This window comes from Caenibacillus caldisaponilyticus, from assembly GCF_002003465.1.
Taxonomy (GTDB): Bacteria; Bacillota; Bacilli; order Bacillales; family Sporolactobacillaceae; genus Caenibacillus; species Caenibacillus caldisaponilyticus.
In genome coordinates this window covers 32,565-46,902 of sequence record NZ_BDDQ01000021.1, presented here as the reverse complement: position 1 = coordinate 46,902, position 14,338 = coordinate 32,565, and the positions used below count along the sequence as shown (strand labels likewise).

Sequence of the window (14,338 nt, the reverse complement as noted above, 5' to 3'; positions counted from 1 at the left end):
TTATACATCAACTAGTACTAAATAACTAAGTCTAAATGCCTATTTTGACGAACCGTGTCGGGCGGTGAATATTCTCGAAAGCGGGGGACAGGCTTATGGCGGTCGTTTCGTTAAAAGAGGTTAAAGCGGGAGATGTCGTCGCTACGGATTTGTATGCCAATAAGGTGCTCATATTGAAAGCCGGGACGGCTTTGACCGCGGAGAACATCAGGCGGTTAAAAAAATGGGGAATCGAACACATCGATATCTTGACGGTGCAAGACAAGACCATTTCCCGTCCCGACAAGGCCGGCATTGAAAAACCGTTGGGGATCAGGCGTCTTTTCTATGAATCGCTATACAAAGTGGCCTCCGAAAAGAGGTACGGCTACGCTCTCCATAATATGGAGGATTTTAGCTACGTCGAGTCGCTTTTTTATAAGATCATGGCGGACGAAGCGATCGCCCGGTTGGTAAAGGCGCTCAAGCAGTGGAATGAGGATTCTTATTTGCATTCCTTCGACGTCTTTATTCTCGGTGCGCTGTTGTCCAAACATCTTCAGATGCCCGATCCGCTTTTCTTCGTCACCTGCTGTTTGTTGCATGATATCGGCAAATTAAAAGTCCCGATCGGCATTTTACAAAAAGAAGGCGAATTGACGGACAGGGAAAAGCTTCTGTTAAAATATCAAATTTTAAACAGCGATGACGTGTTTCGCCAGTTGTCGGGAGTGGAAGCCATCAAAGGGTTTACGCAGGCGCACCATCGGCGCCTGGATGCCGGAAAACTGAAAAACGGGGAAGCCGGTGATTGGGTGACGCTCGATTTGTTGATGATCGCCGACGTTTATTCGGCGCTGACCCTTGATCGGCCCTATCGGGAAGCGTACTCGTCTTTCCAAGCGCTTGAGATATTGACCAAGGATGACCAAAAACCGCTCGATCGCTCGTTTCTGATCGATTTTATGGAAATGCTCAACATTTACCCTAAAAACGCGATCGTTCGCCTATCTAATGGCCAGACGGCCCGGGTGGTTCAAGTGACCGATGAACTGCCGGGCATGCCGCGTTTAAAACTTTTCGGCTCCGGGAAAGAAATCGAGATTCCCCCCAATCTTTCAACGGGCATTGCGTCATTTGTACAATTCGGCCATTTGCAAAAAACGATGGACGTCAAAAGCGGATGAGCTTGTCAACTTGACAGCGCGGAAGCCCCTGGATGGGGCCTACCTGGTCATAAGGGACCGCCGGGATCGGCGGTCTTTTTTGCCATGAGAGGTGTCTTCCGCCGCGTCAGCGAACCTTTGTGGATCAAAATGGACACGGGCGTTTTTCCTTGTGCTTTTTCATCGGATGTGCTATATTCCTGTTTGAACAAATGACTTTTTTGGTTTTTTGGTCAGCCGAGAGGGTGGTCCCCATCGACAAGCGGACAAGAATCCTAGCCGCCGCGGAGCGCTCCTTCATGCTTTTTGGCTACAAGGGAACGACGATGGAGCAAGTGGCGAAAATGGCGAACGTGGCCAAAGGCACGATTTATCTCTTTTTCAAAAACAAGGAAGACCTCTTTGGCGAGATTGTCCAGAAATTCATTGCGATGATGCGCCAACGCGCCGAGGCGGCCATTGATCCGAACGATACGTTCTTTAATAACCTGCAGCGGGTTTTGTACGACGTGTTATCGTTCCGCAAAGAGCATCAATTGGCGCTCAAATTGACGCAAGAAGTCAGGGATATTGGAACGGATGCCGCTCGGGCGGCGCTGGACGAATTTGAAAATGCCGTCATATCGTTTATTGAACAATTCATCACCAAAGCGATCAATAATGGAAAAATTACGCCTTGCCATCCGCGATTGACCGCATTTGTTATGTTTAAACTGTACATCGCGCTTGTCTTCGAATGGGAAACGAAATATGGACAGCCGTTGTCGGAACAAGAAATCGCGGAGCTGTTTGACCGATATCTTGTGCATGGCTTGCAACCGCGACAAGCGGAGGAACGGTGACGGCGTAAAAAACAACGGCATGGATTGGACGGCACAGCCGTGGCGCGTTAGGTCGCAAAATCGGTAAGCAGAAAAGGGCGACACAGACCGTGGCGTGCCGTTTTTCAATGCAAAGACCGCATCCATTGCGCGAGAAGGCCATACAATGGTAGAAGTAAAGAAAAAAGCATGGAAAAAAGAGCCCTTTTTTATGGCGAAAAATGACCGATTGACCAAAACAGTCAATGGTTTTATCCAAGACCGCGTCTGAGGCGTTGACCGGACAACCCCAGATGTATCGGAGTGTGAAGTACTTTATTATGATAAAGGGCGGGTGAATCAGATGTTCGAACTGTTTTTATCGGAATGCCGTTCTTATTTTCGGGATAAAAAACATTATGTTTTTATCGCGGGGATTGCGCTCATCCCCATCATTTATGCCGGCATGTTCATCTGGGCGTTTTGGAATCCTTACGACCATACGGAACATTTGCCGGTCGCTGTCGTGAATGAAGACTGCGGCGCTAAACTGGCCGGAGAAAAGATCAACTTGGGGAAAGACCTCGTCGATGATTTAAAACACAACGACGGTTTTGACTGGCATTTCGTCTCCCAAAAAGAGGCGGAAAAAGGGTTCGACCGCAACCGTTACTATATGACGATCACCATTCCGAAAGATTTTTCCGAACAGGTCACAACGGTGATGGAAAAAACGCCTGAACGCGCGCGCCTTTATTACAAGTTAAACAGCGGCTACAACTACATCGCCTCCATCATCACCGACACCGGTGCGAGGAAAATCAAAGAAAAATTAGATCACGAAATCACGAAAAGTTTTACGGAGAACTTGTTCGATAAAATTGACGAGCTTTCGAGCGGTTTGAAAAAGGCCGCCGACGGTGCCGGCGACTTGAATGACGGCGCCAAGAAAGAGCTTGACGGTTTGACCGCATTAAAATCCAATCTGAAAAAGCTGGGAGATGCCGGGATCGAACTGGAAGAAGGCGCCGACGCGCTCGCCGCGGGAGCGGGCGACTTGAAAGACGGTTTGGATCAGGCCGAAGCCGGCACGCAGACCCTTTATGATGCGACCAAAAATAATGCCGCGAAGGTGCAACGTTTGGCTGACGGCGCCGGTGACCTGGCGAAAAACATCCATGCGTTAAACAGCGGCATCGAGAAGATGGTCAACGGCAATCAAGAAATGGTCGACCAATTAAACGGCAAACCATTGAGCGACGCCGTCAAACAGCTGTCCGCCGGCCTTAATCAAGAATACGACGGCCTCCGCGACTTGAACGAAAAATTGCAAGCCGCGGATGATGAGACGGCACAGCTCCAATCGTTTTTGAACGGCCTCCAACAGCTCTTTACCGCGATCGATCAATACAACAACTCGCTCCCACCGGAGCAGCAAAATAAATTTCAGGGTGTTATGGATTTAAAAAATGCTCTGGCACAAGCGTTGAACGCAAACACCGGAAACAATGATTTCATCGGACAACTGGATGACCTCAAAAGCGGGGTCCAACAACTGACGGACGGTCAAAAACAGTTGGTGGCCGGCTTTCATGAGCTGGATGTGAACTTGCAAAAACTCGCCGCCGGCCTCACCGCCTTGCAGGAAAACATTCAAAAGCTCCCGCAGGCAACGGGGCAATTGGCGGCCGGCGCCGATCAGCTCGCCAAAGGCGCCGATGCGTTGAACGGCGAGTGGGGCACGCTCGTTGCGAGCATCGGCAAGGTGAACGAGGCGCAGCACCAATTGGCGGAAGGCGCCGGCACCTTGGAGAAAAACCTCGCGGCTCTAAAAGACGGGTTGAAAAAGATGAATCACGGGCAAGAGCAAATCGCGGACGGATCCGGACAACTCGCCAGCGGGATGAAAGACATTCAAGGCGGCGCCGATGAACTGGACAAAAAACTTCATGATGCCTACGGAAAAACCGCGGATGGCCATCGCGCCAACGACAACGCCGCCATGTTTGCCGAGCCGGTAAAAGCCCATAAAGATGCCGGACCGGTCGACAAATACGGCGTCGGCTTTACGCCGTATTTCCTGTCGCTCGGCTTGTACGTCGGCGCCTTGCTGCTTTCGGTCATTTACGACATGAAAGAACCGGCGATCCGGCCGAAAAACGGGGTGGTTTGGGCGTTCGGCAAATACTTGTTCCTCATCAGCGTCGGTTTGGCGCAGGCGCTTATTGCCGATGCGATCCTGTTGGGCGTCCTCGGCGTCGACGTTTCGAATCCGCTCGCTTTTATCGCATTCAGCATTTTGACGAGCTGGACCTTTATGGCGATCGTCCAGTTTCTCGTCTCGGCGCTCGGCGATCGCGGCCGGTTCCTTGCCATCATCATTCTGGTGTTGCAATTGACGACGACGGGAGGCACCTATCCGATCGAATTGTTGCCGCCGGCCCTTTACAATGTCCATCACTGGCTGCCGATGAATTATAGCATCGCCGGTTTCCGAAACATTGTCGCCGGCCATCAAACCGACTTGCTTTGGCATAACGTCCTCGTTCTCGCCGTGTTTTTGGTCCTGATGGTCGCCGCGACGACGTTGCTCTTGACGGCGCTTCACAATAAACAGAAAAAGCAGCTCGACGCAGCGGCCGAAGAGGCCACGGCTTGACGGACGCAAAGCCTTCAGCCTAAACGAAGCCCGCCCCCCCGATCGGGGAAGCGGGCGAAATTTTTTGCGCTGGGCGGTTTTATGCCGCCGGTCCGCCGCCGCTTGTTGGAGCGCGGCCGTTCATCATGCAAACGGTGCGCCCATGCTTAATGCATGCGATGGCGTCATGCGGATCTTCACCATGGCCCGTTCTCCAGCCGAACGTTTAACCTTTACTGGATGTTGCCGCCGTGCGGGAATTGGGTCGCCGCATATTGGGAAAATTTTTGATACGCCTGTTGAAGTTTTTGTTGATCCTCGGCTTCGACGCTGTACCAGCCTTTTCTGAACATCAAATTGTAAAGATTTCTCTGGCATTCCTCGGTCTCTTGATAGAGGGTCACCACCTCTTGGTGCAAGGCGTCGTGGCTCATTTCGTGGCTGGCGGTAGCATAAGCGATCGTCAGATACTTTTCCGTCATTAGACAGTCGTTGACAAAATCGCGGTCATTCATGGCCGGCGTTTGGGGCACATTCGTTTTTGGATTTTTGATCGGTTGCGTCATGATTCCATCCCCCTGTTCATCGGGCTTTGCGCCGTTTGCAGATGTTGGGCAAGATGGTTCAACAGCTTTTGGTAATGGCGCTCGTGCAAGGTGCAGACGGCGTGCAGGGCGTTTTTCACTTCTTGATCTTGCGCTTGGTTCGCAAAAAAATGGGTTTTTTTCATCGCGTTCAAATTCCACGACATCATGTCTTGCAAATACAAAAGGTCCTTTGTGCTGATGATGAATGGCGGCTTCTGCATATACGTTTGGCCGCTTGCTTGTTGTTGCGGTTGTCGATTCATGGCGAACCTCCTCATTTTTATTTCTAGCATTTGCGTTCGCACGCTTCGATATTCAACGGGCGGCAAAGCATCCGCCTTCACGTTGGGGCGAAATGGTAATATTCAAATAACGCGATAAAGCTCGATTTGTGCTAGAATAAAGATACAAATTGGAAGCGTTTTATGGAGGGGCATTAGATGGAACAACTCATGCGCAACTTCTTTTTGTTTTTGGCAAATAACAAAAAATTGACAAAAGCCGCGAAACGCTACGGGCTCCGCTTCGGCGCAAGGCGCTTTGTCGCCGGAGAGACGATCGCGGAAGCAGTCGAGGTCATCCGAAAGCTGAACGCTGAAGGGTTTTCCGTCACCATCGACCATTTGGGGGAATTTGTCGACACGGAAAAAGAAGCCAATGAGATGGCCGACCATTGCATCGAGGCCATTCATGCGATCAGCGACCACGGTCTGGATTCCCAATTGTCCTTAAAGCTGACGTCCATGGGCATGGACATCAGCGACGATCTCGTTTTCCGAAACATGCGCCGGGTCCTCGACACCGCGAAAGAGCGCGGCGTTTTCGTCACGATAGATATGGAAGATTCCGGGCGTTGCCAAAAGACGCTCGACATCTTTACCGAGCTCAAAAAAGAATACGATAACGTCGGGACGGTCATTCAGGCCTATTTGTACCGGTCGCTCGACGATTTGGACGCCTTAAACGCCTATTCTCCAAACTTGCGGCTCGTGAAGGGCGCGTACAAGGAGCCGGAAACGGTCGCCTTCCCGAACAAGCGCGACGTGGATGAAAACTATAAAAAGATGATCAAGAAACATCTCATGAACGGCAATTATACGGCCATCGCGACCCACGATGACGCGATCATCGAATATACCAAGAATTTGGTGAAGGAATTGAACATCCCGAAAGACCAATTTGAGTTTCAAATGTTGTACGGCATCCGGCCCGAACGCCAAAAGGAAATCGTCAAAGAGGGTTACAAGATGCGGATTTACGTGCCCTATGGTTCGGATTGGTATGGCTATTTCATGCGCCGCCTCGCCGAGCGGCCGGCCAACGTCGCATTTGTTTTGAAGGGCATTTTCGGAAAATAAACATATACTCATATTGAAAGAAATCGGCGGAAGTCCACGACGGCTTCCGCTTTTTCTTCATGCCGTCCCGTCGCGTGAAAACTTTTCTAAAACCAATATTGAGAACATTTTAAAGGTGGTGTATATTATTTATTGGAAAATAAATTTTTTTAAACGGTTATGAATGAGTATTCATTCAAGATCTACGGAGGAGGTATCGGCGAGATGGAGACGATCCGCAAGGCAGCGGTTATCGGATCCGGGGTGATGGGATCGTCGATCGCGGCCCATTTGGCCAACGTCGGCATTCCGACCTTGCTGTTGGACATCGTGCCCCGTGAATTGACCGCCGCCGAAAAAGCCAAGGGGCTGTCGCTTGCAGACAAAGCGGTCCGCAACCGGTTGGCACAAGATGCCAAGGGCAAATTGTTGAAACAGAAGCCAGCACCCTTGACCTTGCAGGAAAACGCGGCACTGATCGAAGCGGGCAACCTTGAAGACGATTTGGACCGGCTTGCGGAAGCCGACTGGATCATCGAAGTGGTCGTCGAGAATTTGGAGATCAAGAAAAGCGTGTTGGAAAAAGTCGACGCCCACCGGCGCCCAGGGTCGATCGTCAGCTCCAACACATCGGGGATTTCCATTCACGCGATGGCCGAAGGGCGTTCCGCCGATTTTAAAGCGCACTTTCTCGGCACGCACTTCTTCAATCCGCCCCGCTATTTGAAGCTTCTGGAGATCATTCCGACGCACTATACGGATCCCGACGTCGTTCGCTTCATGAAGGCGTTCGGCGAGGACACGCTCGGAAAAGGCGTCGTCATCTGCAAGGATACGCCGAACTTCATCGCCAACCGCATCGGCGTCTACGGCCTTCAGGTGTCGCTTCGCGAAATGCTGGCGCGCGGATTCACCGTCGGCGAAGTGGATTCCGTGACCGGACCGCTCATCGGCCGCCCGAAAAGCGCGACCTTCCGCACGCTCGATGTCGTCGGCATTGACACGTTCGTGCATGTCGCCGACAACGTCCGCGAAAACGTCGACGACCCGAAGGAAAAAGACGTCTTCGCCGTGGCGGATTTCATTCGTGAGATGGTCGACCGGGGCTGGATCGGCAGCAAATCGGGTCAAGGCTTCTATTGGAAACGGGGAAGCGAAATCCTTCAGCTCGATCCGAAAACGCTGACGTATTCGCCGCGGGAAAAATTGAAAGCGCCTTCCATACAGCAGGCCAAACAGCTGAAAACGACGCGGGAAAAAATCAAATGGTTGGCATACGCGAACGATCGCGCCGGCGAATACATCTGGTCCGTGTTAAAGCCGACCCTTCTGTACACGGCCGAAAAGGTGTACGACATCGCCGACGATCTCCGCGCCGTCGACTTGGCGATGAAGTGGGGGTTTGGCTGGGAGCTTGGCCCGTTTGAAACGTGGGATGCCATCGGCCTTGAAAAATCGGTCCAGCGCATGCGCGACGAGGGCGAAACCATCCCGGCCTGGATCGAGGCGATGATTGAAAGCGGTTTCCAATCGTTCTATAAAGAGGAAAACGGCCGCCTCTATTACTACCATGACGGGAAATACGTCGAGGAAGAGGCGAACCCCAAGGTCATCCATCTCCATCTGCTCAAGGGAGAAAACCGCGTGATCAAGAAAAAACGCGGGGGCCAGCCTCATCGACATCGGCGACGACGTCGCCTGTCTGGAGTTCCATTCGCCGAACAATGCGCTCGGCCCGGATGTCCTGCAGATGATGAATCTGGCCGTCGAGGAAGTTGAAAAGAATTATAAGGGCCTGGTCATCGGCAACCAAGGCAAAAACTTCTGCGTCGGTGCCAACATCGCCTTGATGTTAATGGAAGCGCAAGACGAGAATTTTGACGAATTGGATCTCGTCATTCGCGAATTTCATAAGACGATGCTGCGCCTGAAATATTCCAACCGGCCGATCGTCGCGGCGCCGTTTCAAATGACGCTCGGCGGCGGTGCGGAAGTGAGCCTCGCCTGCAGCGCGATTCAAGCGTCGATGGAAACGTACATCGGGCTCGTCGAAGTCGGCGTCGGCCTCATTCCCGGCGGCGGCGGCAATAAAGAGCTGCTGATCCGCTATCTCGAGCGCCTGCCCGAAGGCGTCCCGGTCGACCTGACCGCCGTCAGCAATCAAGTTTTCAAATTGATCGCGACCGCGCAGGTGTCCACGTCGGCGGACGAGGCGAAAAAACTCGGATACTTGCGGGAGTCGGACGGCATCAGCGTGAACAGGGATCATCTCCTCCACGACGCCAAACAACGCGTCCTGTCGCTTTATCATAACGGCTATCGCCCCCCCGTGCCGCGGAAAATTCCGGTTTCGGGAGAAGCGGGCTATGCCGCGATGGTCATGGGCGCCGAGACGATGCGGTATTCGGGCTACGCCTCCGATCACGACGTCAAGATCGCCAAAAAGCTGGCGTATGTCCTGGCGGGAGGACTCGTTCCCCAAGGCACCGAAGTCGACGAACAATACTTGCTCGATTTGGAAAGAGAGGCGTTTCTCAGCCTCCTCGGCGAACCGAAAACTCAGCAGCGCATGCAGCACATGCTCTTAAAAGGCAAGCCGCTGCGCAATTAATGAAAAGGGGTGAGCACATGAACGAAGCGGTTATCGTCGCCGGCGCGCGCACGCCGGTCGGCAAAGCGCACAAGGGAAGTTTTGCCCACACCCGTCCGGATGACCTCGGCGCGATCGCGGTGAAAGAAACCCTCAGACGTTCGGGTTATGAAGGCGACATCGACGACATCATCATCGGCTGCGCGATTCCGGAAGCCGAGCAAGGCTTGAATGTCGCCCGCCAGATCGGCGCTCTGGCCGGTCTGCCCGAAAGCACGCCCGCGATCACGATCAACCGGTATTGTTCTTCCGGGCTCCAAAGCATCGCTTACGCCGCCGAACGCATCATGGTTGGCCACGCCGAAGCGATCATCGCGGGCGGCACCGAATCGATGAGCCTCGTGCCCATGGGCGGTCACGTCGTGAAACCGAATCGGAAACTCGTGGAAGCGGCGCCGGCCTATTACATGGGGATGGGCCATACGGCCGAGGAAGTGGCGCGCCGTTACGGCATCACGCGCGAAGAACAAGACGCCTTCGCCTTGCGCAGCCACCAAAGGGCGGCCAAGGCGATCGACGAAGGCAAATTTGCCGAAGAAATCGTCCCGGTCGAAGTCGTCAAGCGCTGGGTTGACGACAACAACAAAGTTCATGAAGAAACCGTCACGGTGGCGCAGGATGAAGGCGTTCGCCGCGACACGTCGATGGAGGCGCTCGCGAAACTGAAACCGGTCTTTCATCGGGAAGGCACGGTGACGGCCGGCAATTCGTCGCAGACGAGCGACGGAGCGGCCGCGGTTCTCGTCATGAACAGGGAAAAGGCCGAGGCGGAAGGGTTAAAACCGCTGGCGAAATTCCGGTCCTTCGCCGTCGCCGGCGTCCCGCCGGAAATCATGGGCATCGGCCCGGTAAAGGCGGTGCCGAAAGCGTTGAAGCTCGCCGGATTATCCCTTGAGGATATCGGCGTCATCGAATTGAACGAGGCCTTCGCCTCGCAATCGATTCAAGTCATTCGCGAACTCGGCCTGGATGAAGAGATCGTGAACATCAACGGCGGGGCGATCGCGCTCGGACACCCGCTCGGATGCACGGGAGCAAAGCTGACATTGACGTGCATCTACGAGATGAAGCGCCGGGGCGCGCAATTCGGTCTCGTGACGATGTGCATCGGCGGCGGCATGGGCGCCGCGGGCGTCTTTGAACTCCTTTGAAAATCTATCCATTTGGAGGGATGAAAAATGGGAAGCACGGCGGAACAAGCGGTAAAAGGCGGCTCCTTTCTCGTCGAGGAGATCCGTCCGGACCAAATCTTCGTTCCGGAAGAGATCACCGAAGAACAAGAACTGATGGCTAAAACCGCGGAGGAATTCATCAATAAGGACGTTCTGCCCCATTTGGAACAACTGGAAAAACAAGACCTTGAACTGACTAAAAAGCTGCTGCGCAAAGCCGGCGACTTGGGCCTCCTCGGCGCCGACGTTCCCGAGCCTATGGCGGTCTCGGTCTTGATAAAATCACCTCGTCGCTGATCACGGAAAAATTCGCGCCGGCGCGCTCCTTTTCGCTGAGCTTTGGCGCCCACGTCGGCATCGGCACCCTTCCGATCGTTTTCTTCGGCACGGAAGAACAAAAGAAAAAATATTTGCCGGACTTGGCGACCGGGAGAAAATTTGCCGCTTATGCGCTGACCGAACCCGGTTCGGGATCGGATGCGCTCGGGGCAAAGACGACGGCCAAACTGAACGAAGCCGGCACGCACTATATTCTGAATGGCGAAAAACAATGGATCACCAACTCCGGTTTTGCCGACGTGTTCGTCGTCTATGCGAAGATCGACGGGGAACATTTCACCGCTTTCATCGTCGAACGCGATTTCCCCGGCGTTTCAACCGGCGCCGAAGAAAAGAAAATGGGCATTAAAGCTTCCTCGACGCGGACGCTCATCCTGGAAGACGTTCCGGTGCCCGTGGAAAACGTCCTCGGCGAACCGGGCAAAGGCCACAAGGTCGCGTTCAACATTTTGAACATCGGGCGGTACAAACTCGCCGTCGGCTGCGTCGGCGCCGCCAAAAGGGTTTTGGAAGTCGCCGTCAAATACGCCAATCAAAGAAAACAGTTCCAGCGGCCGATTTCGAGCTTCACGCTCATCCAGAACAAATTGGCCAATATGGCAATCAAGACGTTTGCCGCTGAAACGACGGTTTACCGCACCGTTGGGCTGTTCGCCGACCGTATGGACCGCTTGACGGAAGAGGAGATCAACGACGGCGCAAAAGTCGCCGCCGCGATCGCCGAATACGCAATCGAATGCTCCTTGAACAAGGTCTTCGCCTCCGAAGCGCTCGATTATATCGTCGACGAGGCCGTGCAAATCCACGGCGGCTACGGCTACATGGCCGAATACGAAGTCGAAGCGGCTTATCGCGATTCGCGGATCAACCGCATTTTCGAAGGGACGAACGAAATCAACCGCTTGCTCGTTCCGTCGCAATTGCTCAGGAAAGCGATGAAAGGCGAGCTGCCTTTGATGGAAAAAGCGCAAACCCTTCAAGAAGAGCTCATGTTGATGATTCCCGAGGAGCCGGGGAACGCCCCGCTCGAAAAGGAAAAATATCTGCTCAACAACGCCAGGAAAGTCTTTTTGATGGTCGCCGGTCTTGGCGTGCAAAAATTCGGCAAGGCGTTGGAAAATGAACAAGAACTCCTCGCCAACGTGGCGGATATCGTCAGCGACATCTATGCGATGGATTCGGTCATCCTCCGCACCCAAAAGGCGATCGACAAAAACGGTGTCGAGCCCAACCGTCAAAAATTGTTGATGACCGAAGTCCTTTGCCAAGAGGCGTTCCAACACATCGAAAGCCTGGCGAAAGAAGCGCTGCTCATGATTGAAGAAGGCGATCAGCTGCGCATGATGCTGACGGCGTTGCGCAAGCTGACCCGCTTCACCCCGTCCAATACGACGGCGAAAAAGCGGGAGATCGCCGCGAAGCTGATTGAAGCCGAAACCTACGTCGTGTGAACATTGAATATCCCGCACGTTCCACTCACGCATTGCGCTTTTCGACTCCCCCGCGGGGGGAGTTTTTTTGTTTCGGTCAGCCGTGACCGGTTCAGAGGCGAAACGGGAAACGGATGCAGGAACGGCCGATCTGCTGCCTAGCCTAGACGGCGGACGCTTTCGGAGCGATTCCTCCGGTTTTCGACTTTTTTTATCCGTCCGGGTGCGCATACTTGACCAAATTTTGCTATAATAAAAAAATAGACAGGCTCGCGCTGAACCGATGCGCCTCGGGGCGAACGTCTTTCAGAACACGGTTTAAAGGCGGCCCTTTGCGATAAAAGAAGGGAGAATCGTGAACGTGTTGACATTTTACGGGTATTCGGGTTGCGGAACGTGTCGAAAAGCGAAAAAATGGTTGGATGCCCGCGGCATAGAGTATCATGAAGTGCCGATTCTCGAATCGCCGCCGTCGAAAGTCGAATTGGAAAAATTTTATAAGATCAGCGGCCTGCCATTAAAAAAGTTTTTTAATACGAGCGGAAAAAGGTACCGTGAACTCGGCATGAAAAATAAGGTGGAGACGGCTTCGGAGGACGAGCTTTTAAATTGGCTTGCATCCGACGGCCGCCTCATCAAACGCCCGATCGTGACCGACAACGAAAACGTCACCATCGGGTTCGACGAAACCGCTTTTGAGCGGGTATGGGGGAAATATGCCGAACGGTGATCGGACGGGGGCATGCCCCTCGGTGACACCTTGCACCCGGTGTTTTTCTGAACTAGGATGGATTTGAATGGATGAGACAGGAGGTCATCATTTTGAACGTACCGAAGCACCTGCGTTATACCGAAGAACACGAATGGGTCAAAGTGGAAGACAATAAGGTCAAGATTGGCATCACCGATTTTGCCCAAGACGAATTGGGAGACATCGTCTTCGTCGAATTGCCGGAAGTCGGCGACGAAGTGACGAAGGACGAACCGTTTGGCAGCGTCGAATCGGTCAAAACCGTCTCGGAACTGTACGCCCCGGTCAGCGGGAAAGTCGTCGCCGTCAATGAAGAACTGGCGGATGCTCCTGAACTGGTCAACGAATCTCCGTACGAAAAAGCGTGGATGATCGAAGTCGAACCGAGCGATATCTCGGAAGTGGATACGCTTCTTTCACCCGAAGATTACGAAAAACACATCCAAGAGGATTGAAAGGGAAGCCCGTTGGTTATGCCGACGGGTGCTTTTTTGCGGCGGCGGATCTTCATGCCGGCATTGCCACAAAATACTAATCTCATTACAAATATTAAGAGACGAGCTGTCATTGTTATTAAATTGTATATTTATTAATGGCTTTGCCGTGGTATAAAGAGATTAGGAGAAGTTCGGCCGGATGGCCGGTTCGGTTGCTCAAAATCGAACGCCGAAAGTCCGAACGGAAGATCCCTTCGGAACTTTTGAAAGGTGAGAGGTGAAACCATGACGATGAGCAACGCACCATCTTTAATGACAAAGACAGCTCCTGCTTTTACGCTTGAAGATAAAATTTATCAAATCCAAAACGGTGACGAACGTTTACGGAATAAATTGATCGACAGCTACCAACCGTTTATCAAAAAGGTTGTTTCCAAAGTGTGCAACCGTTTTATCGACCAGTCTATGGATGAATACAGCATCGGCCTTTTCGCTTTCAACGAGGCGATCAATCAATATCAAAAAGGCCAAGGCAGCCGCTTTTTGACGTTTGCCGACATGGTTATCCGCCGCCGCATCATCGATTTTCTCAGAAAGGAAGCGCGCACGGCGAATACCGTTTATTTTGACCAGCCGGAGACCGATGAAGACGGCCAGCAAGAGGAAAGCTACATCGAACAGCAGGCCGCCATTGATTATTATGAGGAACAACAGCAAATCCAAGAGCGCATGGAACAAATTGAATCCTATAAAGAATTGCTGCTCCAATACGGCATTACTTTCAAAGTATTGAGCAAGCAATGCCCGAAGCACATCGATGCCCGCGAGAACGCGAAGCAGATCGCAAGAATTTTGGTAGAAAATGAAAAATTGGCCAACTATTTGTTGGAGAAAAAGCAATTGCCGATCAAAGAGCTGCTTCAATACGTCTCGTGTAGTCGCAAAACGATTGAAAGGAATCGAAAATATATTATAGCCGTCTCGCTCATCTATCTCGGCGGATTTACGGCCCTCAAGCCGTACATTGAACCGGAGACGGTGTAATGAGCGGC

The 14,338-nt window shown here is 52.7% G+C and carries 10 protein-coding genes and 2 pseudogenes; 10 read left to right on the top strand and 2 right to left on the bottom strand.

Going from position 1 to position 14,338, the window contains the following annotated elements; translation table 11 throughout:
- Nucleotides 1-95 precede the first annotated feature (95 nt).
- The 3 genes from CCB157_RS07380 to CCB157_RS07370 all read left to right on the top strand — a co-directional run bounded on the left by CCB157_RS07380 (nucleotide 96) and on the right by CCB157_RS07370 (nucleotide 4,604).
- Nucleotides 96-1,166, top strand: coding sequence for an HD-GYP domain-containing protein (locus CCB157_RS07380; RefSeq protein ID WP_077615267.1), 1,071 nt, complete (start codon nucleotides 96-98; stop codon nucleotides 1,164-1,166).
- A 191-nt stretch (nucleotides 1,167-1,357) separates the two neighbouring features.
- On the top strand, nucleotides 1,358-1,987 hold the full coding sequence (locus CCB157_RS07375; RefSeq protein ID WP_077615266.1) for a TetR/AcrR family transcriptional regulator: 630 nt from the start codon (nucleotides 1,358-1,360) through the stop codon (nucleotides 1,985-1,987).
- Between the two features lie 322 nt (nucleotides 1,988-2,309).
- Nucleotides 2,310-4,604 carry a YhgE/Pip domain-containing protein gene (locus CCB157_RS07370; protein ID WP_077615265.1) on the top strand — a complete coding sequence of 765 codons (2,295 nt, stop codon included), beginning with the start codon at nucleotides 2,310-2,312 and terminating at the stop codon, nucleotides 4,602-4,604.
- Nucleotides 4,605-4,816: 212 nt separating this feature from the next.
- Here the strand turns inward: CCB157_RS07370 and CCB157_RS07365 are convergent, their stop codons facing one another.
- On the bottom strand, nucleotides 4,817-5,149 hold the full coding sequence (locus CCB157_RS07365) for a spore coat protein (RefSeq protein WP_077615264.1): 333 nt from the start codon (nucleotides 5,147-5,149) through the stop codon (nucleotides 4,817-4,819).
- The gene (locus tag CCB157_RS07360) at nucleotides 5,146-5,433 is read right to left on the bottom strand and encodes a hypothetical protein (RefSeq protein WP_077615263.1); all 288 of its coding nucleotides are present in this window, start codon (nucleotides 5,431-5,433) and stop codon (nucleotides 5,146-5,148) included. Before CCB157_RS07360 ends, CCB157_RS07365 begins: the two co-directional genes overlap by 4 nt.
- Before the next feature lie 177 nt (nucleotides 5,434-5,610).
- Here CCB157_RS07360 and CCB157_RS07355 point away from each other — a divergent pair, with 177 nt between their 5' ends.
- The 7 genes and pseudogenes from CCB157_RS07355 to sigI all read left to right on the top strand — a co-directional run bounded on the left by CCB157_RS07355 (nucleotide 5,611) and on the right by sigI (nucleotide 14,330).
- Nucleotides 5,611-6,528, top strand: a complete 918-nt coding sequence (locus tag CCB157_RS07355; protein ID WP_077615262.1) for a proline dehydrogenase family protein — start codon at nucleotides 5,611-5,613, stop codon at nucleotides 6,526-6,528.
- A gap of 204 nt (nucleotides 6,529-6,732) precedes the next feature.
- Nucleotides 6,733-9,118 (top strand): annotated as a pseudogene (locus CCB157_RS07350) (3-hydroxyacyl-CoA dehydrogenase/enoyl-CoA hydratase family protein).
- Between the two features lie 17 nt (nucleotides 9,119-9,135).
- A complete protein-coding gene (locus CCB157_RS07345; protein WP_077615261.1) occupies nucleotides 9,136-10,308 on the top strand; it encodes an acetyl-CoA C-acetyltransferase in 1,173 nt (390 codons plus the stop codon).
- Nucleotides 10,309-10,335: 27 nt separating this feature from the next.
- Nucleotides 10,336-12,119 (top strand): annotated as a pseudogene (locus CCB157_RS07340) (acyl-CoA dehydrogenase FadE).
- 334 nt (nucleotides 12,120-12,453) lie between these two features.
- Nucleotides 12,454-12,828, top strand: a complete 375-nt coding sequence (locus CCB157_RS07335) for an arsenate reductase family protein (protein ID WP_238594627.1) — start codon at nucleotides 12,454-12,456, stop codon at nucleotides 12,826-12,828.
- Nucleotides 12,829-12,920: 92 nt separating this feature from the next.
- Nucleotides 12,921-13,304 (top strand): glycine cleavage system protein GcvH, encoded by a 384-nt coding sequence (gene gcvH / locus CCB157_RS07330; protein ID WP_077615326.1) that lies wholly within the window; start codon nucleotides 12,921-12,923, stop codon nucleotides 13,302-13,304.
- Between the two features lie 267 nt (nucleotides 13,305-13,571).
- Entirely contained in the window at nucleotides 13,572-14,330 is a 759-nt protein-coding gene (gene sigI / locus CCB157_RS07325; RefSeq protein ID WP_439951310.1) for an RNA polymerase sigma-I factor, read from the top strand.
- Nucleotides 14,331-14,338 lie beyond the last annotated feature (8 nt).